This is a genomic window from Enterobacteriaceae bacterium Kacie_13 (genome assembly GCA_013457415.1).
Classification (GTDB): domain Bacteria; phylum Pseudomonadota; class Gammaproteobacteria; order Enterobacterales; family Enterobacteriaceae; genus Rahnella.
In genome coordinates, this window is the sequence record CP045665.1 from 3,962,008 (window position 1) to 3,988,922 (window position 26,915).

The window sequence follows — 26,915 nt, forward strand, 5'->3', positions numbered from 1 at the left end:
AGGCGCTGCGCCAAACACGGGGCGCAGCGGAAATGTCTGCAAAAATGTCTGTCAGCCCGCAGAGTGAATGGCATCGGTAAAACGTTGCGTGATCTGCTGCGGTCGGGTGATGGCACCACCGACCACGACAGAATGCGCCCCAAGCGTTAAACATCGCGCCGCCATTTCAGGTGTGTCCACGTTTCCCTCGGCAATGACTGGCGTATCGCAGTGCGCCAGCACCTGTCGCAGGAAGGCGAAGTCGTCATGCCAGAGTTTGCAGCCCTGCGTTTCCTCAGTATAGCCGTGCAGCGTCGTGCCGATACAATCAAACCCTAACGTCTGCGCGTTCTGCGCTTCCTCTAAGGTCGCGATGTCTGCCATTAGCAACAAAGCCGGGAACTCTTCACGAATGCGTTGTACCAGCTCGGTGAGCTGTAACTCGCCGGGGCGCTGATGGGCAGTGGCATCGAGCGCAATCATATCCGGCGCCACGGCCATCAGTTCGCGCACTTCCTTCAGAGTTGCCGTGATGTACACGTCGCTTGCGGGATAATCACGCTTGATGATCCCGATAACCGGTAAAGGCACGGTGGCGCGAATGGCTTTCACATCCGCGACGCTGTTGGCACGGATGCCTGCCGCCCCACCCTGCATCGCGGCGAGAGCCATGCGACTCATAATAAAATCGCTGTGCAGTGGCTCGTCATCCAGCGCCTGACAGGACACCACCAGTTTCCCCTTGATTGTCATTAACATTGACTGATTCATACTCCCAACATCTCCTCAATTTCATTTTTAATGATCGTGACGTGCGGCCCGTAAATGACCTGAATTCCGTTCCCGCGGATAAGGACGGCCCTTGCTCCGCTGGACTTCAGCTTGCTTTCATCCACATTAGCCGCCTGACGGACGCTGATCCTCAGACGCGTGGCGCAGCAATCCAGCTCCGCGATATTGGCGGCACCGCCCAGCGCGTCGATGATCATTCCTGCGCGATCGGTCACGACGTTTTCCTGCTGAATTTCACCCTCATCACGCCCCGGCGTTTTCAGGTTGAAGCGCCTGATCAGATAGCGGAAAGAAAAGTAATAGAGTGCGAACCACGGTACGCCGACCAGCGGAACGTACATCCAGTGAGTTTTGCTTTCGCCCTGTAAAACGCCGAACAGGATGAAATCAATAAAACCGCCGGAGAAAGTCTGCCCGATAGTGATCTGCAAAATATGGGCGATCATGAAAGCCAGACCGTCGAAAACGGCGTGCAGGACATATAGCATCGGCGCGACAAACAGGAACGAGAACTCAATCGGTTCGGTGATCCCGGTCAGGAAGGAGGTCAGTGCCGCCGAGAGCAGAAGCCCTGCGACGCGCTTTTTATTCTCAGGCCGCGCCGTGTGATACATCGCCAGACACGCGCCCACCAGACCAAACATCATGGTAATGAAGCGCCCCGACATAAACCGTGAGGTGCCGATATAAAACTGCTTCGTATTCGGGTCGGCCAGCTGTGCGAAGAAGATCCGCTGCGTGCCTTCCACCAGATGTCCATTCACCACTTCACTGCCACCGAGTGCGGTAGTCCAGAAAGGCAGATAGAAAATATGATGCAGACCGAACGGGCCGAGCATGCGCAGCACAAAGCCGTAAATGAAGGTGCCGAGGTATCCGGTCGCATCCACCAGCCCGCCCATTCCAAAAATCACTTTTTGGAAATGTGGCCAGATGAAGAACATCACCGCCCCGACGACTATGGCCGCAACGGAAGAAATAATCGGCACAAAACGTGAACCACCGAAAAAGCCGAGAAATTGTGGCAACTCGATTTTGTTATACCGATTATGCAGCCACCACGTCACCAGCCCGATGACCACGCCACCAAACACGCCGGTTTCCAGCGTCTGGATGCCGAGTGCCATTCCCTGCCCTGCGGCACTGAGATTGGTCGTGGCGAGCTGACCTTTGAGGATCAAAATGGCGTTGATGGTCGCATTCATCACCAGATAACCCAGCAATGCGGATAATCCTGCGGTTCCTTTATCACTGCGTGCCAGTCCCACTGCGACACCAACGGCAAACAGCACCGCCAGATTAGCGAAGACGATCGAGCCGGCACTGGCCATGACGGTGAAAATCGCCTGCAAGGCCGGGATATTCAGAAATGGATACGCCGCTAAGGTGTTTGGGTTGGAAAGCGCCCCGCCGATCCCCAAAAGCAACCCGGCTGCGGGCAAAATCGCGATAGGCAACATGAAAGACTTACCGAACTTTTGGGCTCTTTCAAACCACGCCCCGCCCCCTGAACCATTGAATATCGACATAAGATGACTCCGCGTTGTGTTGTTGTGATAATTATTTTCACCACACTATATAAATAAAATAATAATTACCACCAAATAAGCGACGTTATCCATACGGAATTCTTCTGGCGTTAACTGCGTCACATCAGCCAAACTAGGGAGGTTAATAATTCTGAGGAGAGCCGAGTGAGTCAGACCAAGGAAACAGGCACGCTATTACTGCGAATGCGTCAGGGGCTGGAGAATTACAGCCCGACGCTGCATAAGCTGGGCAGTTTTGTGCTGGAACAACCGCAGCGCGTGCTTTACCTGACCATTACTGAACTGGCGCGTGAAAGTGACACCAGCGAAGCCAGCGTCACGCGGCTATGCCGTCAACTGGGGTGCAAGGGATTTACCGAGTTCAAAATGGGCCTCGCGCTTGAGACGCGTCAGAACCCGGCCCAGCAGTCCAGTGAAGGAAATGATGACGTCCAGACGTTGATCGAAGAGAGCATTACCGCCCTGCGTGATACCGGAAAACTGCTCGACCGGCAGGTGCTGGCAGACGCAGCATTACACATTCACCATGCGCGTTCTGTGCAGGTTTATGGTGTGGCCGCCAGCGCCATTGTGGCCGATTACCTGGGCTATAAGCTATTGCGTCTGGGCAAAGCATCGCAATGTTTCGCCGATATGCACCGGGCGGCCATGAATGCAGTGAGTCTGGACAGGCGGGATATTGTGGTAGTGATTTCCAGCTCAGGTTCCACCAAAGATGTACTGCATGCCGCAGACCTGGCAAAACGTCAGGGCACCACGGTCATCGGCATCAGCAATACACTGCGCAGCCCGCTCTCGTCGCTGGCTGATATTTTATTGGTAGCGGCCAAACCAGAAGGGCCGCTGACGGCGGGATTACTGACCTCAAAGGTTGGCGGCATGTTACTGGTGGAATTACTGATCAATCAGCTCTTAACGCTCTCCGATGATTACCTGCAGGCCAGCGAACACAGTGCGAGCGCCACGCTTTCACTGTTGCTGTAAACCCGCACAATCCCTGACCCCTCCTGAATTTCAGACATAAAAAAACCCGCCGGAGCGGGTTTTCACGAAATTGTTACGGGGCAGTAATTACTGACCTTTAACTTCTTTCAGACCGTTGAACGGTGCAGGTGTACCTTGTGCAGCCAGCGCTTCTTCGATACGAATCAGCTGGTTGTATTTAGCAACACGGTCAGAACGGCTCATAGAACCCGTTTTGATCTGGCCTGCAGCGGTACCAACTGCCAGATCGGCAATGGTAGCATCTTCAGTTTCGCCAGAACGGTGAGAGATAACGGCAGTGTAGCCAGCGTCTTTCGCCATTTTGATCGCAGCCAGAGTTTCGGTCAGTGAACCGATCTGGTTGAATTTGATCAGGATGGAGTTAACGATGCCTTTGTCGATACCTTCTTTCAGGATCTTGGTGTTGGTTACGAACAGATCGTCACCAACCAGCTGGATTTTGTCGCCCAGAACTTTAGTCTGGTATGCGAAACCATCCCAGTCAGATTCGTCCAGACCGTCTTCGATAGAAACGATTGGGTATTGTTTGGTCAGGTCTTCCAGGAAGTGAGTGAACTCTTCAGAAGTGAAAGCTTTGTTGCCTTCGCCGGCCAGAACGTATTTACCGTCTTTGTAGAATTCTGATGCTGCACAGTCCATCGCCAGAGTAATGTCTTTACCCAGCTCGTAACCTGCTGCTTTTACCGCTTCAGCGATAACAGACAGAGCTTCTGCGTTAGAACCCAGGTTTGGCGCGTAGCCACCTTCGTCACCAACAGCAGTACCCATGCCTTTAGATTTCAGAACTTTAGCCAGAGTGTGGAACACTTCAGAACCCATACGGATGGCTTCTTTCAGAGTTTTCGCGCCAACCGGCTGAATCATGAACTCTTGAATATCAACGTTGTTGTCAGCGTGTTCGCCGCCGTTGATGATGTTCATCATAGGCAGTGGCATAGAGTATTTGCCTGGGGTGCCGTTCAGTTCTGCGATGTGAGCGTACAGTGGCAGACCTTTAGAAGCAGCAGCCGCTTTAGCAGCAGCCAGGGAAACAGCCAGAATCGCGTTAGCGCCGAAGTTAGATTTGTTTTCGGTACCATCAAGATCGATCATGATCTTGTCGATGTTGGCCTGGTCTTTCGCGTCTTTACCGGTTACAGCCTGAGCGATAGGACCGTTAACAGCAGCAACGGCTTTCAGAACGCCTTTGCCCAGGAAACGAGATTTGTCACCGTCACGCAGTTCCAGCGCTTCGCGGGAACCTGTAGATGCACCTGATGGCGCAGCTGCCAAACCAACGAAACCGCCTTCCAGATGAACTTCAGCTTCTACAGTCGGGTTACCACGGGAGTCGATGATTTCACGGCCGATAACTTTAACGATTTTAGACATTAAGATTTCCTCAGTACAAGTTAACTAAAGCTTCAGACAAGTGATCCTCAGCACGCGGCTGCGAACCACTTCCCCGGTATTTTATTTTGCCTGACGCTTCTGATACTCACCGGCAGCCTTCACGAAGCCTGCAAACAACGGGTGACCATCACGCGGCGTAGACGTAAATTCTGGATGGAACTGGCAAGCCACAAACCATGGATGATTCGGCAGCTCGATGATTTCCACCAGTTGCTTATCGCCAGAGCGACCGGCTACGCGTAAACCTGCGGCTTCGATTTGTTTCAGCAGCATATTGTTCACTTCGTAACGGTGACGATGGCGTTCAACTATTGTCGGTTCGCCGTACATCTCGCGAACCAGGCTACCGTCGCTCAGGTGACATTGCTGTCCACCAACGCGCATGGTACCGCCTAAATCACTGTCTTCGGTACGTACTTCAACGTTACCGTCTTCATCTCGCCATTCGGTGATCAACGCCACCACAGGGAATTTACAGTCTGGCACAAATTCAGTGGAGTTGGCATTTTCCATACCCACCACATTGCGGGCGAACTCCATCAGTGCCACCTGCATACCCAGACAAATGCCCAGATAAGGAATGTTGTTTTCACGTGCATAACGGGCGGTCGCGACTTTGCCTTCCACACCACGGTAACCGAAGCCACCAGGGATAAGGATCGCGTCCAGACCTTTGAGCACTTCTACACCACGGGTTTCGACATCCTGAGAGTCGATAAGTTTAATGTTCACGGTCAGACGATTTTTCAGGCCGCCGTGTTTGAGCGCTTCAATCACAGATTTATAGGCATCTGGCAGCTCAATGTACTTACCGACCATACCGATGGTGACTTCACCACCCGGATTGGCTTCTTCGTAGACTACCTGTTCCCACTCGGAAAGATTCGCTTCCGGGGCATTCAGGTTAAAGCGCTTACAAATATAGTCGTCCAGTCCCTGAGATTTCAAGAGGGCCGGGATTTTATAAATGGAATCAACATCTTTAAGAGAAATAACCGCTTTTTCTGGCACGTTACAGAACAGCGCGATTTTGGCTCGTTCATTGGCAGGCACTGCGCGATCGGAACGGCAGATCAGCACGTCTGGCTGAATACCGATAGACAGCAACTCTTTCACAGAGTGCTGAGTCGGTTTGGTTTTCACTTCACCGGCAGCCGCCATGTAAGGCACCAGCGTCAGATGCATGTACAACGTGTGCTCACGGCCCACGTCTACGGCCATCTGGCGAATCGCTTCCAGGAACGGCAGGGATTCGATATCACCCACGGTACCGCCAATTTCCACCAGCACAACATCGTGGCCTTCGCCGCCTTCGATAATGCGTTCTTTGATGTTATTGGTGATGTGCGGGATAACCTGAATGGTCGCGCCGAGATAGTCGCCGCGGCGCTCTTTGCGCAGCACGTCGGAGTAAATACGGCCAGTAGTGAAGTTGTTACGACGGGTCATTTTGGTGCGAATGAAGCGCTCGTAGTGACCGAGGTCCAGATCCGTTTCAGCACCATCTTCGGTTACGAAGACTTCACCGTGTTGGGTCGGGCTCATGGTGCCTGGATCCACGTTGATATACGGGTCCAGTTTCATCATGGTCACGTTAAGGCCACGGGCTTCGAGAATAGCCGCCAGAGAGGCTGCGGCAATGCCTTTACCCAGAGAGGATACGACCCCGCCGGTCACAAAAATATAATTAGTTGTCATGCTGAACCTGAGAGGTTAGGTTTAAAGATGATGGAGTAACCAAGACGGGAAAACAGTATACCGGAACCTTGTGTGCGCCACAAATAAACGTTTTGCTGCCCATCATCGTTTTCCTCAGCGTCAGTTCAGAAAAGTTAACCTTTCCAGACATTCTCTCTCATTCTTTCAAAAACAATCAGTTAGCGAATAAAATTGGCGCAACTGTTCGCATGACCTACTAAAACATCTTAGATATCAATTTCTTGGACTTTAACACACTCAGATCAGCCTTTTAGCGACTGAGTGATACTGAGCTTAACCGTTTCAGCAAACGCAGATCTTGTCGCCGATCAAATTCAGAGCACCGGTTTTACGGCTTCTCGCTCTTCTTTACCTGCTGCCACGCGGCTTCCATCTGATCCAGGGTGGCGTCTTCCATACTCAACCCCTGCTCACGAATGATACTTTCAACATGACGAAAACGGCGCTCGAACTTACGGTTCGCAGCCTGCAATGCATCTTCGGCTTTGTGGCCCAGATGGCGGGAAAGATTAACTGTGGCGAACAACAGATCGCCAATTTCCTCACCGAGTTTTTCCTGGTCAATCACCGCCTGACGCGCTTCAAACATCACTTCATCGATCTCTTCATAGACTTTATCGAGCACCGGCCCGAGCGTTGTCCAGTCGAAACCGACGTTTGAGCAACGCTTCTGAATTTTATGCGCTTTCATGAGTGCAGGCAGTGCGGAGGGAATGTCATCGAGCGCCGAGTGCAGCGATTTGTCCGCCCGTTCCAGCGCCTTACGTGCTTCCCATTTCACCAGCACATCTTTGCTGCTGGCGTCTTTTGACCACGCCACTTCATCGCCGAAAATCTGCGGATGGCGGCGTTCAAGCTTATCGGAGATAGCATTGCAGATATCGTCAAAGCCAAACAGCCCCTGCTCGCTGCCCATTTGCGCGTAAAACACCACCTGAAAGAGCAGATCGCCCAGCTCATCGCGCACGTCGTCGTAATCTTTACGCGCAATGGCATCCAGCACTTCATAGGTTTCTTCCAGCGTGTACGGCGCGATAGTCTCGAAGGTTTGTTCTTTATCCCACGGACAACCGGCGTTCGGGTCGCGCAGGGTTTTCATGATGGTGAGCAAACGTTGAAGAGGTGATTCGGTCATGAGGGCATTCCGTTTTATTAATGTGTATGCCAAAGCAAAAATAAGAAAGGCCCGACGGGCGGGCCTTTAGATGATTTTGATTCAGTTGCCGTGCAGGCGTTTGGCGTCAATGACATCCGGCAGTTGGTTCAGCTTGGCGATCACGCGCCCCAGCACCTGCGGGTTATAGATTTCGATGTCCATATCGATAGTCGCCAGTTGTTGCTTGGTATCACTGCGGCTGGCAACACCGAGTACGTTGACCTTCTCGTTGGCGAGAATGGTGGTGATATCGCGCAGCAGGCCACTGCGGTCGTTCGCCACCACGCGTACCACCAGCGAATACCCGCTGGAGTAGCTTTCGCCCCAGACGGCATCGACCACGCGCTCAGGCGCATTCAGACGCAAATCTTCCAGCTGATCGCAATCGGCCCGGTGGATAGAAATCCCCCTGCCCTGCGTGATGTAACCGACGATTTCATCGCCCGGTATCGGCTGGCAGCAGCGCGCGATGTGATGCATCAGATTGCCCACGCCTTCAACCACCACGCGGCCATTGTCTTTACTGCCATTGCGTTGCGGGGCCGGCGTGGTTTTCTGCGTCAGCTGACGCATCGCTTCTTTATCCAGCTCTTCCGCACTCGGCTTTTTAAGCTGTGATTGCAGGAAGTTGACCATCTGGTTGATACGGATGTCGCCGTTGCCGATCGCGGCCAGCACTTCGTCGAGTGAATTGACGTTGTAGCGCGGCAGCAGCAGTTTCTCGGCATCCTTGATACTGATATCCATACGATCGAGTTCGTCGTCGAGAATTTGCTTGCCCGCGATAATATTTTTGTCGCGATCCTGTTTACGGAACCAGTTCTGGATTTTCGAGCGCCCGCGGCTGGTGGTGACGTAGCCGAGGCTCGGATTCAGCCAGTCTCGGCTTGGGTTCGCATGCTTCTGGGTGATGATTTCGATCTGATCGCCCATTTGCAGCTGATAGGTAAATGGCACGATGCGCCCGCCGATTTTCGCGCCGATACAACGGTGACCGACATCGCTATGGATGTGGTAAGCGAAGTCAAGCGGCGTCGAACCGGTAGGCAAGTCGATAACGTCGCCTTTTGGCGTAAACACGTAAACGCGATCGTCGAAGACCTGGCTGCGCACTTCGTCGAGCATTTCGCCCGAATCAGCCATTTCTTCCTGCCACGCAATAAGTTTACGCAGCCACGCGATGCGACCTTCGTAACCACCGCTGCGGCCACCGACTACGGCGGTGCCTTCTTTGTATTTCCAGTGCGCCGCGACACCAAGCTCTGCGTCTTCGTGCATCTGACGGGTACGGATCTGCACTTCCAGCGTTTTACCGCGCGGTCCAAGCACCACGGTGTGGATTGACTGATAGCCGTTCGGTTTCGGGTTGGCAACGTAATCGTCGAACTCATCCGGCAGATGGCGGAAATGGGTGTGTACAATCCCTAACGCCGCATAGCAATCCTGCAAACGCTCGACCACGATACGCACGGCGCGCACGTCAAAAAGTTCGTCGAAGGAGAGGGATTTTTTCTGCATCTTGCGCCAGATGCTGTAGATATGTTTCGGGCGGCCATAGACATCGACCTTAATGCCCTCTTCGCCCATCGCATTTTTGACGGTAGAAACAAAATCATCGATATACTGTTCACGGTCGATTCGACGCTCATGCAACAGTTTGGCAATGCGTTTGTATTCATCAGGATGCAGATAGCGGAAGCAGAAATCTTCCAGCTCCCATTTGAGCTGACCGATACCAAGGCGGTTGGCCAGCGGCGCATAAATATTGGTACATTCCTTCGCCGCCAGAACGCGCTCTTCTTCCGGCGCGTCCTTCACTTCACGCAGATGCGCGATACGTTCGGCGAGTTTGAGCACCACGCAGCGGAAATCTTCCACCATCGCCAGCAACATCCGGCGGACGTTGTCGACCTGCTCTGGCGCCATGGAATCATTGTGTGTGGCTTTCAGCTGGCGGATGGCATCCATATCGCGCACGCCGTGCACCAGATCGGTAATGCCTTTACCAAACTGCTCAGTCAGCGTGTCTTCATCGATGATGCCGTCATCGACCAGCGGGAACAGCAGCGCGGCGCGCATACTGTCGTTATCCATACTGAGGGTCGAGAGGATTTCAACCATCTCAAGACCGCGCCACAGTAAAAGCGACGCGTCCTGATGGCCCTGCGTTTGTTGCTCGCAGTAGCGCCAGGTTTCGGCTAAACGGTCACATGACTGTTGGCTGGACAGCCCTAAACTGTTAATCCAGTCGTCGAGCGCAAACTCGCCAGCCGTGTTCAGATGTGCACTTCTTACCGCAACCATACCCTCTCCCTACGTGTCTGACACAACCCTGGTGTCAGATGGGTTGATAAACAGAGCCATCGATTCAAGGTGCCCGGTGTGCGGAAACATATCCAGCATACGAACCTGAGCCAACCGATAACCCGCCTCCAACAAAATTTTACTGTCCCGAGCCAATGTCGTGGGATTGCAGGACACATACACCACGCGCTGCGGGGCAAGCTTAACAATGTGCGTCATCACGCCCGCCGCACCACCCCGCGCAGGATCGAGCAAAACTTTATTGAAGCCTTGCGCTGCCCAGGGTTGCTGACTGACGTCTTCCTCCAGATTTTCATGGAAGAATGACGCATTTTCGAGTCCATTTATTCGGGCATTATCTTGCCCATTCGCCACCAGTGTAGCAACACCTTCAACTCCGACAACCTGCTTAGCTCTTTTTGCCAGTGGAAGGGTGAAATTTCCCATTCCGCAGAATAAATCCAGCACGCGGTCTTCCGGCGTCAGCGCCAGCCATTCCAGCGCCTGCGCCACCATTTGCTGATTAACGGCGTCGTTGACCTGAATAAAATCACGCGGACCAAAATTCAGCGTCAGGCCATCAATCTGATACGCAGGGACATTGCCGCACAATCGCTCCAGCGTGTCGCTGTCGGGTGCCAGAAAAATCGTTAACTGATGCTTCTGCGCAAACGCCGTCAGGCGAGCGCGATCGGCCTCACTCAGCGGATCCAGATGGCGCAATACCAGCAGCGCGCCGTTGTCGGCCAGCACCATTTCCAGATGCCCGAGGCGTTTTTCCGCCGTCAGGGAGGCCAGACATTCCTGCACCGGCACCAGCAGTTGCTCAAGTTCAGGCCGCAGCACCGGGCAGCGGGTAATTGCAACCAGATCGTTCGAACCTTCCTGACGAAACCCCATCACCAGCGGCCCGTTACCGGGTTTACGCCCCGATTTCGCCCCGGCAATTTGCAACCCAAGACGCGCACGACGGCGATAACCGTATTGCGGACCGGCAATCACCGGCTGTTCATCAGCCTGAATGCCGGTTTCACGGGAAATCAGTCGCAGCAGGGAGGCCGATTTACTGCGCTGTTGCAATGCCTCACTGGCGTGCTGCTGCTGGCAACCGCCACAGGTAGAATAATGAGGACAGGCCGGTTGAACGCGATCGGCGCTGGTGGTCAGCAAATGTTTCAGCCGCCCTTTGGCGTACTTACTTTTATCTTCTGTTAAAATCACTTCAGCCTGCTCGCCGGGCAGTAAGCCACTGACAAACACGGCTTTGCCGTTATGACGCGCGACGCCCTGCCCGAAAGCATCCAGGTCGGTGGCGGTCACAGTTATCGTTTGCCGGGTCGTCACACGGCGGTTCGGAGAGTAGAATTGAGCCATTATTGTCGATTGCACGCTGGTTTATTAAGCTTACTTTAGGTAATTCTCCCACATTGGAACCTCATGACCAAATATAGCCTTCGCGCACGGATGATGATCCTGATTCTGGCACCGACATTAATGATCGGTTTGCTGCTCAGCACCTTCTTTGTGGTGCACCGATATAACGAGTTGCAGAATCAGCTGATCGACGCCGGAGCCAGCATTATCGAGCCACTGGCCGTCGCGAGCGAATACGGGATGACGTTCCGGGAACGTGAACCGGTGATACGTCTCATCAGCCGCCTGCACCGCAATCATTCCGACATTGTCCGCAGCATCAGCGTGTTTGATGGCGACAATAAACTCTTCGCCAGTTCAAACTCCCTGCGCGAAAACACGCCTTTGCAGGTCAAAAGCGTCAAAGACATTCCCCGTGAACTGACACAGGTGCGCATCGGCGACTCTCTGGTTTTGCGCACGCCGGTTCAGGCAGAGAATCATACTGAGGCCGATGACGCCTCTTTCAGAACCTCTCCCGAACATAATCTCGGCTATATCGCTATTGAGCTGGATATCAGCTCGGTGCGACTGGCGCAGTATCAGGAAGCGTTCGTTTCTACCATGTTGTTACTGCTGTGTCTGGGCATCGCCACTCTGTTTGCCTATCGGCTGATGCGCGACGTCACAGGGCCTATCCGCAACATGGTGAACACCGTTGACCGCATTCGTCGCGGGCAACTCGACAGCCGCGTCGAAGGTAATATGCCCGGCGAGCTCAGCATGTTGAAAAACGGTATCAATTCGATGGCTATGTCCCTGACGGCGTACCACGAAGAAGTGCAGCAGAATATCGACCAGGCTACGTCAGATTTGCGCGAGACGCTGGAACAGATGGAGATCCAGAACGTCGAGCTGGATCTGGCGAAAAAGCGCGCGCAGGAAGCGGCGCGTATCAAATCCGAATTCCTCGCCAATATGTCGCACGAACTGCGTACGCCGCTCAATGGCGTCATTGGTTTTACCCGTCAGACACTGAAAACGCCGCTCTCCCCGACGCAGGCAGATTACCTGCAAACCATTGAGCGTTCGGCAAATAATCTGCTGACCATCATTAATGACGTTCTGGATTTCTCGAAGCTGGAAGCGGGCAAACTGGTGCTCGAGCATATTCCTTTTTCGCTGCATGAAATGCTCGATGAAGTGGTCATTCTGCTGGCACACACCGCGCACGACAAAGGGCTGGAGCTGACGCTCAATGTTCATAATAACGTGCCTGAAAACGTCCTCGGCGATCCGATGCGTATGCAGCAAGTCGTCACCAACCTGCTGGGAAATGCGATTAAGTTCACCGAAACCGGCAACATTGATATCAATGTGGAACTGCGTTCGCAGAACAATTTGCAGGTTGAACTGGAAGTGCAGATCCACGACACAGGCATCGGTATTTCCGAACGGCAGCAGTCGCAGCTGTTCCAGGCTTTCCGCCAGGCCGATGCCAGTATTTCTCGCCGTCATGGCGGCACGGGTTTGGGACTGGTGATCACTCAGCGGCTGGTGAAAGAAATGGGCGGCGATATCAGCTTCTACAGCCAGATCAATCGCGGTTCAACTTTCTGGTTCCACGTTACGCTTGAGCTCAATGAAAATCGCCACGTGACCCCGGTCTCCATGAATTCGCTTGAAGGCAAAAGTCTCGCCTACATCGAAGCCAACCCTGCGGCGGCGAAAGCCACCATGGAGATTTTGCAGGCAACGCCGCTGGAAGTGACACACCGCACATCGCTGGCGGCATTGCCGGAAAACTATTACGACATGATGCTGTGCAGTATTCCGGTCAAGCAAGATCAGACGCTGGCCGATTATGACGACAGATTAAAACGGGTTTTGGGCATGACCCGACATCTGCTGCTGGCGCTGCCAAGCCAGTTCCAGGTAGATGCTGAAGATCTAAAACGGCGCGGCGTGCAGGCGTGCCTCATCAAACCGATGTCCAGTATCCGCCTGCTGCCGCTGCTGTTGAAAGAGCAGCAGCCGGTGGTGCGGATCCTCGGTTCAGATGAAACGAAAACCTCACGCCTGCCGCTGACCGCGATGGCGGTGGATGATAATCCGGCGAACCTCAAACTGATTGGCGCACTACTCGAGGAACTGGTGGAAACCACCGTGCTTTGCCACAGCGGTGAAGAAGCAATTGATGTCGCCCGCCACACCGATCTCGACATCATTTTGATGGATATTCAGATGCCGGATATCGACGGCATCCGCGCCAGCGAAATCATTCATCAGATGGCGCGCCACGCCAGTACGCCGGTCGTGGCGGTCACTGCCCACTCGCTGAGCGGCGAACGTGAGCAGTTGCTCAAACTGGGCATGGACGATTATCTGGCAAAACCTATCGACGAAGGCATGCTGAAAAATGTGCTGTCGCGCCATTACTCTCATCAGAATCAGTTAGATTCCCCGCTGCAAACGCAGGAAGACCTCGCCCCAAACAGCACGCTCGACTGGCAGCTGGCACTGAGTCAGTCCGCCAACAAAGTCGCGCTGGCGCAGGATTTGTTGCAAATGCTGGTGGAATTCCTGCCACAAGTCGCCGAACGCGTCGATGCCGTTGCGCGCGGTGAAACCGATAACGACATTCTGGCGCTTATCCATAAACTGCACGGTAGTTGCAGCTACAGCGGCGTCCCGCGCCTGAAACAGCTTTGTTATTACATCGAACAGCAGTTGCGTCAGGGCGTGAGTGTGGAAACGCTGGAGCCAGAATGGTTGGAACTGCTTGATGAGATAGAGAATGTGAAGCGGGCAGCGGTGGCCTACTTGCCGAGGTAAAAAATTTAACGCCCGGCTAAATCCGGGCGTTTTTATGCGTTAAACATCCCAGCTAAAACCAGGTCTTCACGGTTCCGGTTACATCCCATTGTTCGTTGACCAGCAGCAGCTGACGCCATTTATCGAATGTCAGACACGGATGGCAGATATCGAACACCAGCATGTCGCCGACTTTCAGATCCGCATTTTCAGGGATCGACATAAACGCATGCTGATCCATCATTGCATAAACTTTCCAGTCATCGGGAGCGGGGACGACGGTGGTGTAGCCAGCCTGCGTAGCGTTACGGGGGCGGAAATGACCTGCGGCTTTTGGGTATCCGGCATCGTAACCGGCATCACGCTTGCCAAAAGCGATGATCGCCCTGCCCGGTTCTGGCAAGGACTGCACCGCCGCCCAGACCTGCAACGCAGGCTGTAAACTGCTGTTCATTTCACGCGCCACCGGATTGCTGGTTTGCATCCGCTCCAGAGCGGCCTGATACGCGCCGACGTCATGCGTGACGTAACAACCGGATCGCAGAATAACCTCCAGTTGGTAACGTTTCTCGTTGTCGAGATGCGGGTCCTCACGCGTCAGCTCTTCCGCTACCACATCAAACCACGCAGACCCTGCGCCGGTCAGCATCACCCGCGACTCGGCGAATTCACCCGCCATCGCCAGCGCTTCGGTTCGCGCGACAACGTGACGCAGGAAGGCGCGGATCGTCGCTTCGTCATTACTGACACCCTCATAAAGCTCAACCCCCACCAGCGCCAGGGACTGCGGCCAGCGCTTCACAGCCGCCAGCACCTCCGCTTCCTGCTCGCCGGTGCGAATACCGGTGCGACCGCCCTGAATTCCGTATTCGAACATAATGCGAAGAGTCAGTTGCTGGCTGGCAAAATAATGGCCGAGCGCATCGACGTTATCAGCCGAATCCACAATGCAGGAAAATTCAAACTCAGGATCCTCACGCAATAATTCCGCAATGATCGCCATGCTGCCTTTGCCGATCAACTGGTTCGCCATGATCACTTTTCGCACGCCGTGCCGAAACGCCACGTTGACCTGCGGCGCGGTCGCCAGCGTGATACCCCACGCGCCGAATTCCAGCTGCATCCGGTACAGCTCAGGGCTCATGGTGGTTTTGCCGTGCGGCGCGAGTTTCAGCTGATAGCGCTGAATAAATTCGCGCATCCACGCAAGATTGTGTTCGATTCGTTCTTTAAGCAGCACCGCCACTGGCAGGCTGACATCCTCGCGCAGGATATTCCAGCCCTGCAGGCGAATATCGCCCATGCGCGCATCTGCGCTGATTGGCCCTAATCCTTTGGTTTGTGTATTGACTGGCTGCTGCGAAAAATCAATCTCTGACATGGCGAGGTTCCCGTTGCGATTTGATTCTAAAAAACTAACGTAAAATCGTCGGGAATAAAATACAAAAACCGGTGCTGGCTGGGCCTGAACACCGGTTTTTTAATGACGTATTGTTGCGGGTACTTTCCGTTAATACTTTCTCAGAGCTTTTGCGATAACTTAATGGTCGCGGCAATATTCCGTGCTGATTTACGCAGATTATCTGCGGCATTTTTCAGTGCGTCGTCCAGCGTACACACGCTGTAGAGCACGCTGAAAACTGCATCCAGCCCGTGGGCGTAAACGACATCAACATCTTTGGTCAGACTGCCCGCAATGCCGATCACCGGTTTGTTGTAGCGCTTGGCGACACGCGCCACGCCGATAGGTACTTTGCCGTTGATGCTCTGGCTGTCGATGCGCCCTTCGCCGGTGATCACCAGCGTCGCGTCTTTGACCAGCGCATCCAGCCCGAGCGCATCAGTGACGATCTCAATGCCCTGACGCAGCTCCGCGCCGCAAAATCCGTACAATGCCGCGCCCATACCCCCCGCCGCGCCAGCGCCTGGAACATGCTCAACGTCGATGCCCAGATCCTGCTTAATCACTGTCGCGTAATGATGCAAATAGCCGTCCAGTTGCTCGATCATTTCCGGCGTCGCGCCTTTCTGCGGGCCAAAAATGGCGGAAGCGCCGTTTTTGCCGGTCAGCGGATTAGTCACGTCGCAGGCTACTTCGAAGCGGCAGGTTTTGACTCGCGGATCCAGCCCGCTGATATCAATGTGGTGCAGCTTCTCCAGTTCACCGCCGCCCTGGCCGATGGACTGCCCTTCCTGATTCAGCAGCTTCGCGCCCAGCGCCTGCATCATACCAGCCCCGCCGTCATTGGTAGCACTGCCGCCGATACCGATGATGCAGTGTTTTACGCCGTGGTCGAGCGCGGAGTAGATAAGCTCGCCCGTACCGTAAGAGGTTGTTTTTAGAGGATTACGCTGCGCTGCCGGCACACTTTCTAGCCCGCTGGCGGCGGCCATTTCGATGAACGCGATTTTCTCGTCGCCGGAAAGCCCGAAGAAGGCGTCAAGCGGTGTGCCCAGTGGCCCGGTGACCTTTACTTTCACCACCCGGCCACCGGTGGCGGCCACCATAGCTTCCACCGTGCCTTCACCGCCGTCGGCGACCGGCAGTTTGATGTACTCCGCGTCAGGGAAAATCTCACGAAATCCGCTTTCGATGGCCTTTGCCACATCCAATGCAGACAAACTTTCTTTGTATGAATCCGGTGCGATCACTATTTTCATAAAGTCATTACCTTCATAAACTGCACGCGCCGTTGTGAAAAAGCGTCCTGTCAGTTTTGCATCCTGCCAAAAGGGCTGCGCGGCGCGATTTACTGCTCATCGGGCCGCGCAAACGTCTTTGACTAACGGGTAACTTCAACCTTCGCTAAGTTTTCATAATAGCGTGCAATGGCGCTGTGGTCAGATTGCCCGTGACCATCCGCTTTCAATGCCTGCATCATTTCCATGACCAGCGAGGTCAGAGGCAGTTGTGCACCCACGCCGTGGGAAGTGTCGAGTGCATTGGCTAAATCTTTGATATGCAAATCAATACGGAATCCCGGTTTGAAATTGCGATCCATCACCATGGGCGCTTTAGCTTCCAGCACGGTACTTCCTGCTAATCCGCCACGGATAGCCTGGAAAACAAGGTTAGGATCCACGCCTGCTTTGGTCGCCAGCACCAGCGCTTCGGACATCGCCGCAATGTTCAGCGCCACAATCACCTGATTCGCCAGCTTGGTGACATTGCCCGCACCGATATCGCCGGTATGTACCACGGAACCGGCCATCGACTTCATGATTTCATAGCATTTATCGAACACGGCTTTGTCGCCGCCGACCATTACTGACATCGTGCCATCGATGGCTTTCGGTTCGCCGCCGGAGACCGGTGCATCGAGCATCGCTATCTGCTTCGCCGCCAGCGCTTCGCTGATTTCACGGCTGGCCAACGGTGCGATAGAACTCATGTCGATAAGAATAGTGCCCGGACGTGCACCTTCAATCAGGCCGTTTTCGCCCAGCGCAACTTCTTTCACCTGCGGTGAATTAGGCAGCATGGTGATGATCACGTCAGACAGTTCAGCGACCGCTTTCGGCGTGGCGGCAGCAGCGGCACCCAGCGCAACGATTTCATTTACAGTGTCGAGATTGCGGTCCATGACCACCAGCTCATAACCTGCTTTGAGCAGGTTTTTGCTCATAGGCTTGCCCATGATGCCTAAACCAATAAAGCCAATTTTCATTCGAATATCCTCAGAGTATTGATGTATTGAGATCATCTGGTGAAGCGATCACACAGCGCCTGCGTTCCTGCGCGATAAATGCCTAAATCACTGCCGACGGCCACAAAAGTCGCACCCCATTCCATATAGCGGCGCGCATCGGCTTCTACCGGTGCAAGAATGCCGCTGGATTTGCCGTGCGCTTTTGCGCGGTCGAAGATGTGGCGGATTGCCGCCTGCACTTGCGGGTGTCCGGCGTTGCCGAGATGTCCCATACCTGCGGCCAGATCGCTTGGGCCGACAAAAATGCCGTCGATGCCGTCGGTAGCGGCAATCGCATCAAGGTTATCGACGCCTTGCTGGCTCTCGATTTGCACCATCACCGTGATGTTGTCGTTGATGCTGGTGAAGTAATCCGGCACGGTGCCAAACATATTGCTGCGATGGGAAACGGACACGCCGCGGATCCCCGCGGGCGGATAACGTGTGGAAGCTACGGCACGTTCGGCCTGCTCCTGCGTTTCCACAAACGGAATGAGGAAGTTGTAAAAACCAATATCCAGCAGACGTTTGATCACCACCGGTTCATTGAAAGGCGGGCGCACCACCGGCGCGCTTTTGCTGCCTTTCAGCGCCATCAACTGCGGCACAAAGGTGCTGATGTCATTCGGTGCGTGTTCGCCGTCGAGCAACAACCAGTCAAAACCTGCGACCCCCAATACTTCCGTGGCAATCGGGTTGCACAAGGCGGCCCAGCAGCCGATCAACGTTTTGCCTTGCAATAAATCCTGACGGAACCGGTTTGGAATCATTTGATTACTCATAGATGACCTCGTTATAGGGCGGGCGCGGAATTGACTTCAGCCCGCCATCGCAAATTAGCTTTTCTTAAGTTCGAGACGTTTGATCTCACCGACGACCAGCAGGTAACACAGCATCGCCATCAGCGCAGAACAGCCGACGAAAATCAGTGCCATGTTGAATGAATGCAGACCTTTGACGATATAACCGATGACCAGCGGCGTAACGATTGAGGCTACGTTGCCGAAGACGTTAAAGATGCCGCCGCACAGGCCAATGACTTCTTTCGGTGCAGTATCGGCAATCACCGGCCAGCCCAGCGCCCCGAAACCTTTGCCAAAGAACGCCAGCGCCATCAGGGTCACAACCAGCGCGTTATTGTCGGTGTAGTTACACAAAATGATGCTGGTGGCTAAGAGCATGCCCAGGACAATCGGAATTTTGCGCGCCACGGTCAGCGAGAAACCGCGTTTGAGCAGATAGTCAGAGAAGACGCCGCCCAGCACCCCACCGGCAAAGCCACACAGCGCGGGGATCGCTGCTATCATCCCGACTTTAAGAATAGACATTCCCTTTTCCTGAACCAGATAAATCGGGAACCAGGTCAGGAAGAACCACGTAATACTGTTAATGAAGTACTGGCCAAAGAAGATACCCAGCATCATGCGGTTGCTCAGCATTTGTCGGACGTAACTCCATTTCGGGCCACCTTGCGTGCCGTCGGTTTTCTTATGGTCGATATCGACGACAGCGCCGCCGTCTTTAAGAAATTCCAGCTCGCTTTTAGAAATCCCCGGATGCTCAGGCGGGTTGTGGATGAACTTAATCCACACCAGCGTCAGGACAAAACCGAGCACCCCCATCACGATGAAGACATGTTCCCAGCCCCAGGCGTAGGTCAGCCAGCCGAGCAGCGGGGAGAACAGCGCGAGCGAGAAATATTGTGCGGAGTTAAAAATCGCCGAGGCGGTGCCACGCTCTTTGGTCGGGAACCAGGCAGCCACGATGCGGGCGTTCGCCGGGAAGGAAGGGGCTTCGGAGAAACCCAGCATAAAACGCAGGATGAACAGTGTCAGCGCGCCGTATGCCAGCGGGAACCAGCCGACAAAACCCTGCAGCAGCGTAAACAGTGACCAGAAAAACAGGCTGTAGGAGTAGACTTTTTTGGAACCGAAACGGTCCAGCAGCCAGCCGCCGGGCAGTTGCATAATGAGATAAGCCCAACCGAACGCGGCGAAGATTTGCCCCATATCGGCGGCATCCAGACCCAGCTCACGCGCCACCTCGGTACCGGCGATAGAAAGTGTTGCACGGTCGGCGTAATTCACCGCCGTGATAAGAAAAATAATCAGCAAAATATAATAGCGAATATGGGTTCGTGTCTTACTTTGCGCCAGTACTCGGGACTGGGAATGAACGCTCATGGTGACCCTCATTTTACTAGTATGGAATAATTTGCAGGGATATTACGGTTATCGAAATAACCTTTTAGGCATCACCTGCTGGCTTCCTTTATATGAGACAGGCATTTCATCGTAATTTATTCATGCCTGAAATTTACCTGTATTGCTTTCAACACGACCTTCAGAGGGCCAACACAGTATAAAAAACGAGGGCGGAAATAACACTGTGCATTCGCCCAAGAATAAGCCGTGTGATAACGACTATTCTTTTGCATCCACACATCGTGATGGGAGGATAATCACAGTTCCCGCGGGTTCTGAAAGCCTGAGAAATAAAGAGTGATATCCGTCACATCTATTCTGTCACCTGCCACACAGAATGACGTTCCGCGGGTAAAAAGCTGGTCAGTTGCACAATGAGGTTCCAGTACAGCTGCTTTATAATGGGGAATACCCTGTAATGCCGGAAAGACAAAACGTTAGCATTTGTACGCAACAACTTCAGAGAATTAACCGAAGGTTCTTTTTTCGGGATGTTTAATAAACGCGGAGACAGTTATGTCACGTAATAAAGATAAAGAACATGCAACAGACGCACTTTTCATTAAAGTTCATGAAAGCGATAACGTTGCCATTATTGTGAATGATAACGGCTTAAAAGGCGGCACCCGATTTTCAAATGGTCTGGAATTAATTGAGCATATTCCGCAAGGCCATAAAGTGGCTTTGGAACCGATTGCTAAAGGCGGTGATATTATTCGTTATGGCGAAGTGATCGGCTATGCCGTGCGGGAAATTCCGCAAGGCAGCTGGATTGACGAATCTCTGGTCGAACTGCCCGTTGCGCCAGAACTCGCCAGCCTGCCGCTGGCAACCCGCGTTCCCCCGGCCTTACCAAAGCTTGAAGGTTACACGTTTGAAGGCTACCGCAACGAAGACGGCAGCGTGGGCACCAAAAACCTGCTCGGCATTACCACCAGCGTTCACTGTGTCGCGGGCGTTGTCGATTATGTGGTGAAAATCATCGAAAGAGATTTACTGCCGCAATTCCCCAACGTCGATGGCGTGGTGGCGCTGAACCATTTGTACGGCTGCGGAGTGGCTATCAACGCACCGGCAGCGGTCGTGCCAATACGCACCATCCACAATCTGGCGCTCAACCCGAACTTTGGCGGTGAGGTGATGGTGGTCGGTTTGGGCTGCGAGAAACTACAGCCAGAGCGTCTGCTGGAGGGCACGCCAGACGTGCAGGCCATTTCGCTCGACGATACTCACATCGTCCGTTTGCAGGATGAACAGCACGTCGGTTTCCAGTCAATGGTCGACGATATCCTCACCGTGGCGCAGTTCCATCTCGGGCGCCTGAATCGGCGTCAGCGTGAAACTTGTCCGGCGTCAGATCTGGTGGTCGGTATGCAGTGTGGCGGCAGCGATGCTTTCTCCGGCGTGACCGCCAACCCGGCGGTCGGCTTCGCCTCGGATCTGCTGGTTCGCTGCGGTGGCACAGTGATGTTCTCCGAAGTGACCGAAGTGCGCGACGCGATCCACCTGCTCACCCCGCGCGCAGCGGACGTCAGCGTCGGCAAACGCCTGCTGGAAGAGATGGCCTGGTATGATAATTATCTGTCGCTCGGGCAAACCGACCGCAGCGCCAACCCGTCTCCGGGCAACAAGAAAGGCGGACTGGCGAACGTAGTGGAAAAAGCGCTTGGCTCGATTGCAAAATCCGGCACCAGCGCGATTTCAGAAGTGTTGTCACCGGGCCAGCGTCCGACCAAAAAAGGGCTGATTTTCGCCGCCACGCCCGCCAGTGATTTTATCTGCGGCACGCAGCAACTGGCCTCCGGGATCACCGTTCAGGTCTTCACCACCGGGCGCGGTACGCCTTACGGCCTGCTGGCCGTACCGGTAATCAAAATGGCGACCCGCACCACGCTGGCCAACCGCTGGCATGACCTGATGGACATCAACGCCGGTACCATCGCAACGGGTGATGCGACGATTGAAGACGTCGGCTGGGAGCTGTTCCACTTTATCCTGGATATCGCCAGCGGCCGCAAGAAAACCTGGTCAGACACCTGGGGCATTCACAATGCACTGGCGGTGTTTAACCCGGCACCGGTGACCTGATCTGCCACATCACCAATGCAAAAGGCCAGCAATGCTGGCCTTTTTTATGCTTCGGATCTGAAGCATAACTTACTGAGCCGCTGCTGCGCCCGTCTGTTCTGCACCGACCAACCCGACTTTCAGGTAACCGGCTTTACGCAGGTTATCCATCACATTCATCAGCGTTTCATAATCCACCGTCTTATCTGCACGGAAGAAAATCGTACTCTGTTTGTTGCCCTGAGTACGCTGATCGAGCATTGCTGTCAGGTTGTCGCTGTTGACCGGGCTGTCGCCAAGAAACAGTTGCTTATCGGATTTCACCGTAAGGAAGATCGGTTTCTCCGGACGCGGTTGCGCTTTAGCCGTCGAAGCCGGTAAATCTACCCGCACATCTACGGTGGCCAGCGGCGCAGCGACCATGAAGATGATCAGCAGTACCAGCATGACGTCGATAAAAGGCGTGACGTTGATGTCATGCATTTCACCGCTTTCGTCGATATCGTCGTTTAACCGAATAGCCATAATCTGTTCTTATCCTACGCGTAACTGACCTGTCTGACCGCGCGGCGCATCGCCTTCGCTGGCAGCCAGATCCAAATCGCGGCCCTGTAACAGGATAATCTGCGCCGCCACATCGCCCACCTGGTGGCGGTAAGACGTGATGGTACGAGCGAAAATGTTGTAGATAACCACAGCTGGAATTGCCGCCACCAGACCGACAGCGGTCGCAAGCAGCGCTTCTGCGATACCCGGTGCCACGACGGCCAGGTTAGTCGTCTGGGTTTGGGCGATACCGATGAAACTGTTCATGATGCCCCAGACAGTGCCGAACAAGCCGACGAACGGTGAAATCGCACCGATAGTGGCGAGAATACCATTGCCGCGGCCCATGTGACGCCCGGCAGCACCGACCCGGCGCTCAAGGCGGAAGCCGGTACGTTCTTTGATGCCGTTATTGTCGGTGGAACCGGCAGACAGCTCGAGTTCATTCTGCGCATCGCGAATCATCTGCGCGCTGATACTGCTGGTGGCGAAGCTTTCAGCCTGCTCAGCGGCTTCGTCCAGCGTGCGGACGGAAGACAGCGCGTCAAATTCGCGGCGCATGCGACGTTTAGCGGTGAATACTTCAGAGCCTTTGCTGAACAATAATGCCCAGGTGACCACAGACGCCAGCAACAGGCCGATCATGACAGTTTTCACCACCACATCAGCATGATGGTACATACCTAATACGGACAAATCGGTTGGAATGACGGGAGTTTCAGTCGGCGCAGATTGCATAACGGGCGCTGGCGTGGTGTCAGCAGGTGCAGGTTGCGTGGTTTCAGAAGTGACGGCATTTGCCGCCGGCGTCGCAGGGGCTGCCATTGCGTTGCCGCTTAAACCAGCGATCAACATTAACGACATCAATACAGAGGTCGTTTTTTTCATCTTATTGCGAGCCGTTTTCACGCGTCGCCTCCAGCCAGAATCAGTGTATATGGGTTAAATAACGCCGAATTATATCAAACAAAAAGACCTAATTGATAGTCGTTCTCATTATTATTTACATTGTCGCGCCTGATGCCATCGGTGTCCTTGACGGATGACAAGGTTTTGACTCTTTGGTCAATACATCGGCAGTTTAATCTGCATTACACTTTTGTCGATAATCCCACGCTAAATCAATCGCCTGCCAGTAATCACCAAAGACAAAACAACGTTTTAAATATTAAGTAACAGTATTTTACATTTGTTGCAAGTTTGTGATAACGCTCAAATACCCGGCAGTTATAAATAAGGTAATGTGCTTAGCACGGGCAAAGACCACACACCGGCATGTCCTGTATCCGTTTCATTAACATCATTATTTTTAATACTTTCATACAGTTCCGACAGCGCACCGTGCGCCGGCCGGTTCATTTTCGCTGTCACTTTTTCCTTACCGAATACCCCTGGAGACAAACTGATGAAATTGCAAAAAGCACTTCTCAGCCTTTGCCTGAGTTCCGCGACCCTGTTATTTACCTCCGCCGCGTCAGCGCAGACGTTGAAAGCCGCAGATGTGCATCCGCAAGGCTATCCGAACGTCGTTGCCGTCCAGCACATGGGCGAAAAGCTGCACAAGCAAACCGACGGACGTCTTGAAATCAAAACCTTCCCCGGCGGCGTGCTGGGCGATGAAAAGCAGGAAATTGAACAGGCACAGCTCGGCGCGCTGGACATCATTCGCGTATCGATGACGCCGGTCGCCTCAATCCTGCCGGAAATCAATGTCTTCACCCTGCCGTATATATTCCGTGATGAAGACCACATGCACAAAGTACTCGACGGTCAGATTGGCAAGGAGATCGGCGACAAGATCACTAACAATCCGAACTCGCGTCTGGTATTTCTCGGCTGGATGGACGGCGGTACGCGAAACCTGATTACCAAAGAGGCGGTAGTTAAACCGGAAGATCTGAAAGGGATGAAAATCCGTGTTCAGGGCAGTCCGATTGCGCTGGCTACGCTGAAAGCCATGGGCGCGAATCCGGTGGCGATGGGTGTCAGTGAAGTATTCAGTGGAATGCAAACCGGCGTGATTGACGGTACCGAAAACAATCCACCGACGTTCGTCGCGCACAATTACCTGCCGGTAGTGAAGAACTATACCTACAGCCGCCACTTCATTATCCCTGAGCTTTTCCTGTACTCGAAAGCCAAGTGGGACAAGCTGAAACCCGAAGACCAGCAGCTGATCCTCAAACTGTCGAAAGAAGCACAGGACGAGCAACGCGAGCTGTGGAAAGCCTATAACGAAAAAGCGCTCGCCACGATGAAAGCAGGTGGCGTGAAATTTTACGAAATCGATCCTGCAACTTACGTACAGGCTACACAAACCGTGCGCGATGAGTTCGGCAAAGACCATAAAGAACTGATGCAGCAAATCGCTGACGTTCAGTAAACACTGTCTCTGTACGGGCAGCGCCCGCTGCCCTTTTCCGATACTCATCGGAGGAAGCCTTATGATTTCCGGATATCACACCCTGATGGACATCCTTTACCGCGCTGCGATGTGGTTCGCCGGGATTGCGTTACTGCTGATGGTGGCAGTGATCCCCGTCGGGATCTTCGCCCGTTACGTCATGAACAGTGCACTGTCGTGGCCTGAACCGGTCGCCATCATGTGCATGGTGACGTTCACCTTTATCGGTGCTGCCGTCAGTTACCGCGCCGGTTCTCACATCGTGGTGGCGATGGTCACCGACCGTCTGCCTCCGGCGCTAAAAAAGTTCTCGGCGCTGCTGTCTGATTTGATGATGCTGGCCATCAGCATTTTCATTTTCTGGTACAGCCTGCATCTGTGCAGCGAGCTGTGGACACAGCCGGTAGCGGAGTTCCCGCTGCTGACCGCCGGAGAAACCTATCTGCCGCTGCCTGTAGGATCCGCCCTGACGATCTTATTCATCATTGAGCAGATCATCGCCGGACCGCAGCATCAGCGCCCGGTGGTGATGCTGGGCAATTCCGACGCCTGACCCGGAGACGTTTATGGACGCACTTATTTTACTATTAACGCTGGGGGTGATGCTGGCGATTGGCGTGCCGGTGGCGTACGCCGTCGGGCTCAGCGCGCTGGCCGGTGCCTGGTGGATCGACCTGCCGTTTGAGGCGCTGATGATCCAGCTCACCAACGGCGTAAACAAGTTTTCACTGCTGGCAATCCCATTCTTTATTCTGGCGGGGGCGATCATGGCCGAAGGGGGTATCGCCCGCAGGCTGGTCAGCTTTGCCTACATCTTTGTTGGATTTATTCGCGGCGGACTGTCGCTGGTGAATATTGTCGCCTCGACGTTTTTCGGCGCGATCTCCGGGTCGTCGGTGGCGGATACTGCGTCGATCGGTTCGGTGATGATCCCCGAAATGGAGAAAAAAGGGTATCCGCGTGATTTCGCCGCCGCAGTCACCGCCAGCGGCTCGGTGCAGGCCATCCTCACGCCGCCGAGCCATAACTCGGTAATTTACTCGCTGGCGACCGGAGGGACAGTCTCGATCGCCGCATTGTTCATCGCCGGAATTCTGCCCGGTTTACTGCTTAGCCTGACACTGATGGTGATGTGTGTCGTGTTTGCGCATCAACGTGGTTATCCGAAAGGCGAGCGCGTGCCGTTTCGTCAGGCGCTGAAAATTTTCATCGACACGCTTTGGGGCCTGATGACGGTGGTCATCATCATGGGTGGGATCCTCAGCGGGATTTTCACCGCAACGGAATCCGCCGCCATCGCCTGCCTGTGGTCATTCTTCGTCACCATGTTTATCTACCGCGATTACAAGTGGAGTGAGCTACCAAAACTGATGTACCGCACGGTCAAAACGGTCAGCATCGTGATGATCCTGATTGGCTTCGCCGCCAGCTTTGGCGCCGTGATGACCTACATGCAGCTCCCGATGCGGATCACCGAGTTCTTTACCTCGATCTCCGACAACAAGTACGTGATCCTCATGTGGATCAACATCATGCTGTTGCTGATCGGCACGCTAATGGATATGGCGCCGATCATCCTGATCCTGACGCCGGTCCTGCTTCCAGTGGTGCTATCGCTCGGTATCGATCCGGTGCATTTTGGGATGATCATGCTGGTCAATCTGGGGATCGGGCTTATCACGCCGCCGGTCGGTTCGGTGCTGTTTGTCGCCAGTGCGGTGAGTAAACAGAGCATCGAGAAAGTCGTCAAAGCTATGTTGCCGTTCTATTGCGTGCTGTTTATGGTGCTGATGCTGGTGACCTACATCCCGTCAATCTCACTGTTCCTGCCCAAACTGTTCGGGGTGTATACGGGTTAATTTTTCCTTTGTGCCTTGTTTCTCCTCTGCCCGTTCTGCGAACGGGCTTTTTTTGTTTGAAATTTTTTCATTCACCCTGCAA

20 protein-coding genes are annotated in these 26,915 nt (G+C 54.0%); 6 read left to right on the top strand and 14 right to left on the bottom strand.

Annotated elements, in window-relative coordinates; all coding sequences use genetic code 11:
- Positions 1-51 precede the first annotated feature (51 nt).
- Complete coding sequence (locus tag GE278_18140) at positions 52-750, bottom strand: putative N-acetylmannosamine-6-phosphate 2-epimerase (protein ID QLK62561.1); 699 nt, start codon at positions 748-750, stop codon at positions 52-54.
- Positions 747-2,300, bottom strand: coding sequence for a PTS glucose transporter subunit IIB (locus tag GE278_18145; GenBank protein ID QLK62562.1), 1,554 nt, complete (start codon positions 2,298-2,300; stop codon positions 747-749). Before GE278_18145 ends, GE278_18140 begins: the two co-directional genes overlap by 4 nt.
- 165 nt (positions 2,301-2,465) lie before the next feature.
- On the opposite strand from GE278_18145, the gene GE278_18150 reads away from it, so the two are divergent.
- The gene (locus GE278_18150) at positions 2,466-3,305 is read left to right on the top strand and encodes an SIS domain-containing protein (protein ID QLK62563.1); all 840 of its coding nucleotides are present in this window, start codon (positions 2,466-2,468) and stop codon (positions 3,303-3,305) included.
- An 87-nt stretch (positions 3,306-3,392) separates the two neighbouring features.
- On the opposite strand, the gene GE278_18155 is transcribed toward GE278_18150, so the two are convergent.
- From GE278_18155 to rlmD, 5 genes are all read right to left on the bottom strand, one after another.
- Positions 3,393-4,697, bottom strand: coding sequence for a phosphopyruvate hydratase (locus tag GE278_18155; protein QLK62564.1), 1,305 nt, complete (start codon positions 4,695-4,697; stop codon positions 3,393-3,395).
- Between the two features lie 81 nt (positions 4,698-4,778).
- Positions 4,779-6,416: a CTP synthase (glutamine hydrolyzing) gene (gene pyrG / locus GE278_18160; GenBank protein QLK62565.1), complete on the bottom strand. Its 1,638-nt coding sequence runs from the start codon at positions 6,414-6,416 to the stop codon at positions 4,779-4,781.
- Between the two features lie 349 nt (positions 6,417-6,765).
- Positions 6,766-7,572, bottom strand: a complete 807-nt coding sequence (mazG, locus tag GE278_18165) for a nucleoside triphosphate pyrophosphohydrolase (GenBank protein QLK62566.1) — start codon at positions 7,570-7,572, stop codon at positions 6,766-6,768.
- A gap of 81 nt (positions 7,573-7,653) precedes the next feature.
- Complete coding sequence (relA, locus tag GE278_18170) at positions 7,654-9,897, bottom strand: GTP diphosphokinase (GenBank protein ID QLK62567.1); 2,244 nt, start codon at positions 9,895-9,897, stop codon at positions 7,654-7,656.
- A 9-nt stretch (positions 9,898-9,906) separates the two neighbouring features.
- Positions 9,907-11,271 (bottom strand): 23S rRNA (uracil(1939)-C(5))-methyltransferase RlmD, encoded by a 1,365-nt coding sequence (gene rlmD, locus GE278_18175; protein ID QLK62568.1) that lies wholly within the window; start codon positions 11,269-11,271, stop codon positions 9,907-9,909.
- Between the two features lie 63 nt (positions 11,272-11,334).
- On the opposite strand from rlmD, the gene barA reads away from it, so the two are divergent.
- Entirely contained in the window at positions 11,335-14,085 is a 2,751-nt protein-coding gene (gene barA, locus GE278_18180; protein ID QLK62569.1) for a two-component sensor histidine kinase BarA, read from the top strand.
- Positions 14,086-14,137: 52 nt separating this feature from the next.
- Here barA and GE278_18185 read toward each other — a convergent pair whose 3' ends face one another.
- The 5 genes from GE278_18185 to GE278_18205 all read right to left on the bottom strand — a co-directional run bounded on the left by GE278_18185 (position 14,138) and on the right by GE278_18205 (position 19,936).
- The gene (locus GE278_18185) at positions 14,138-15,445 is read right to left on the bottom strand and encodes an amino acid deaminase (protein QLK62570.1); all 1,308 of its coding nucleotides are present in this window, start codon (positions 15,443-15,445) and stop codon (positions 14,138-14,140) included.
- Between the two features lie 140 nt (positions 15,446-15,585).
- Positions 15,586-16,725: a glycerate kinase gene (locus GE278_18190; protein QLK62571.1), complete on the bottom strand. Its 1,140-nt coding sequence runs from the start codon at positions 16,723-16,725 to the stop codon at positions 15,586-15,588.
- A gap of 122 nt (positions 16,726-16,847) precedes the next feature.
- A complete protein-coding gene (locus GE278_18195) occupies positions 16,848-17,732 on the bottom strand; it encodes a 2-hydroxy-3-oxopropionate reductase (protein QLK62572.1) in 885 nt (294 codons plus the stop codon).
- A 32-nt stretch (positions 17,733-17,764) separates the two neighbouring features.
- Positions 17,765-18,535 carry a 2-dehydro-3-deoxyglucarate aldolase gene (gene garL / locus GE278_18200; GenBank protein ID QLK62573.1) on the bottom strand — a complete coding sequence of 257 codons (771 nt, stop codon included), beginning with the start codon at positions 18,533-18,535 and terminating at the stop codon, positions 17,765-17,767.
- Positions 18,536-18,589: 54 nt separating this feature from the next.
- Entirely contained in the window at positions 18,590-19,936 is a 1,347-nt protein-coding gene (locus tag GE278_18205; GenBank protein QLK62574.1) for an MFS transporter, read from the bottom strand.
- Positions 19,937-20,473: 537 nt separating this feature from the next.
- Between GE278_18205 and garD the strand changes: the two genes are divergently transcribed.
- Complete coding sequence (garD, locus tag GE278_18210; protein QLK62575.1) at positions 20,474-22,045, top strand: galactarate dehydratase; 1,572 nt, start codon at positions 20,474-20,476, stop codon at positions 22,043-22,045.
- 69 nt (positions 22,046-22,114) lie between these two features.
- On the opposite strand, the gene exbD is transcribed toward garD, so the two are convergent.
- Positions 22,115-22,549: a TonB system transport protein ExbD gene (gene exbD, locus GE278_18215; protein QLK62576.1), complete on the bottom strand. Its 435-nt coding sequence runs from the start codon at positions 22,547-22,549 to the stop codon at positions 22,115-22,117.
- A 9-nt stretch (positions 22,550-22,558) separates the two neighbouring features.
- Entirely contained in the window at positions 22,559-23,479 is a 921-nt protein-coding gene (gene exbB / locus GE278_18220; protein QLK62577.1) for a tol-pal system-associated acyl-CoA thioesterase, read from the bottom strand.
- A gap of 496 nt (positions 23,480-23,975) precedes the next feature.
- Between exbB and GE278_18225 the strand changes: the two genes are divergently transcribed.
- The 3 genes from GE278_18225 to GE278_18235 all read left to right on the top strand — a co-directional run bounded on the left by GE278_18225 (position 23,976) and on the right by GE278_18235 (position 26,833).
- On the top strand, positions 23,976-24,953 hold the full coding sequence (locus GE278_18225; protein ID QLK62578.1) for a DctP family TRAP transporter solute-binding subunit: 978 nt from the start codon (positions 23,976-23,978) through the stop codon (positions 24,951-24,953).
- Between the two features lie 61 nt (positions 24,954-25,014).
- Entirely contained in the window at positions 25,015-25,527 is a 513-nt protein-coding gene (locus tag GE278_18230) for a TRAP transporter small permease subunit (GenBank protein ID QLK62579.1), read from the top strand.
- A 13-nt stretch (positions 25,528-25,540) separates the two neighbouring features.
- Positions 25,541-26,833: a TRAP transporter large permease subunit gene (locus tag GE278_18235; GenBank protein QLK62580.1), complete on the top strand. Its 1,293-nt coding sequence runs from the start codon at positions 25,541-25,543 to the stop codon at positions 26,831-26,833.
- The last annotated feature ends 82 nt before the right edge of the window (positions 26,834-26,915 follow it).